At 74.2% G+C, this 1,574-nt stretch carries 2 protein-coding genes; both read left to right on the forward strand.

Annotated elements, in window-relative coordinates; genetic code table 11:
- A partial coding sequence (locus C665_RS21330) for an ATP-binding cassette domain-containing protein (RefSeq protein ID WP_004329400.1) occupies positions 1-323 on the forward strand: 323 nt, incomplete at its 5' end.
- On the forward strand, positions 320-1,574 hold a 1,255-nt coding region (locus C665_RS19505), incomplete at its 3' end, for an FtsX-like permease family protein (protein WP_004329402.1). The genes C665_RS21330 and C665_RS19505, both read left to right, overlap by 4 nt.

Here is a 1,574-nt window from a genome sequence, read left to right on the forward strand (position 1 = left end):
CGCGCCTGGCGGCGCGGCTCGACCTCGGCGTCGAGCTGCTCGAGCGCCCGGCCACGCAGCTCTCGGTCGGCCAGCAGCAGCGCGTGGCCGCGGCGCGCGCGCTGATCGGCCGTCCCGGCCTGGTGGTGGCGGACGAGCCCACCTCCGCGCTCGACGCCGATCGTCAGCAGACCTTCATCGACCTGCTGCTCGACGAATGCGCCGCGGTCGGCGCCGCGCTGCTCTTCGTCAGCCACGACCAGCGCCTGGCAGCGCACTTCGACCGCGTGCTCGACCTCGGTGCGCTCGTCCGCGCCGGCCTCGCTGCGGAGGACGCGCGATGAGCCCCGTCTTCATGCTGTCGCTGCGCAGCATCGCCAACCGCAGGCTGTCGGCCGCGCTCACCGTGGTCGCGGTGGCGCTGGCAGTGGCGCTGCTGCTCGGGGTCGAGCGCCTGCGCAACGATGCGCGCGCGGGCTTCGCGCAGACGATTTCCGCCACCGACCTGGTGGTGGGCGCGCGCAGCGGCCCGGTGCAGCTGCTGCTGTACTCGGTCTTCCACATCGGCGACGCCACCGCCAACCTGTCGTGGGCCAGCATCGAGCACGTCGCCGCGCTGCCCCAGGTGAAGTGGCTGGTACCGCTCGCGCTCGGCGACTCGCACCGCGGTCACCGCGTGGTCGGCACCACCACGGACTTCTTCGCGCAATACCGCCATGGCGAGGGGCGCAGTCTGGTCTTCGCGGCCGGCGGCCCGTTCGCCGGCGCAACCGCGCGCGTCGAGGACCTCTTCCAGACCGTGATCGGCGCCGAGGTCGCCGCCCGCCATGGTTACCGCCTCGGCGAGCGCATCGTGCTCAGCCACGGCGGCGGCGCGGGGGAGGGCGGAGCGCGCTTCGCCGAGCACGCCGACAAGCCCTTCACCGTGGTCGGCATCCTCGCGCCCAGCGCCACGCCGCTCGACCGCGCCGTGCTGGTGAGCCTGGAGGGCCTGGAGGCGATTCATGTCGATTGGCATGGCGGCGCGCCCATCCCGGGCCTGAAGATCACGCCCGAGCAGGTGCGCAAGTTCGACCTGCGCCCCAAATCCGTCACGGCCGCGCTCGTCGGGCTGCACAGCCGCAGCGCGGTGTTCCGCGTGCAGCGCCAGATCAACGCCTACGCCGGCGAACCGCTCACCGCCATCCTGCCCGGTGCGACCCTGCAGCAGCTGTGGGACCTCGTCGGCATCGCCGAGCGCGCGCTGCTCGCGGTCTCGGCCCTGGTGGTCGTGGTCGGCCTGACGGGCATGGTGGCGGTGGTGCTGGCAAGCCTGGGCGAGCGCCGCCGCGAGCTCGCCATCCTGCGTGCGCTGGGTGCCAGCCCGCGCGAGGTCTTCGCGCTGCTCGCGCTTGAGAGCCTGCTGCTCGCCACTGCGGGCATCGCGCTCGGCCTCGGGCTGCTGTATGGTGCGGGCGCCGCGCTCGCCCCCTGGCTCGCCGCGCAGCATGGTCTGCAGCCGAGCCTGGGCTGGCCCGCGGCGGGCGAATGGCGCCTGCTCGGCGCGGTGCTCGCCGCCAGCCTGGTCGCCAGCCTGCTGCCGGCGCTGCGCGCCT

This window comes from Thauera aminoaromatica S2 (genome assembly GCF_000310185.1).
Taxonomy (GTDB): domain Bacteria; phylum Pseudomonadota; class Gammaproteobacteria; order Burkholderiales; family Rhodocyclaceae; genus Thauera; species Thauera aminoaromatica.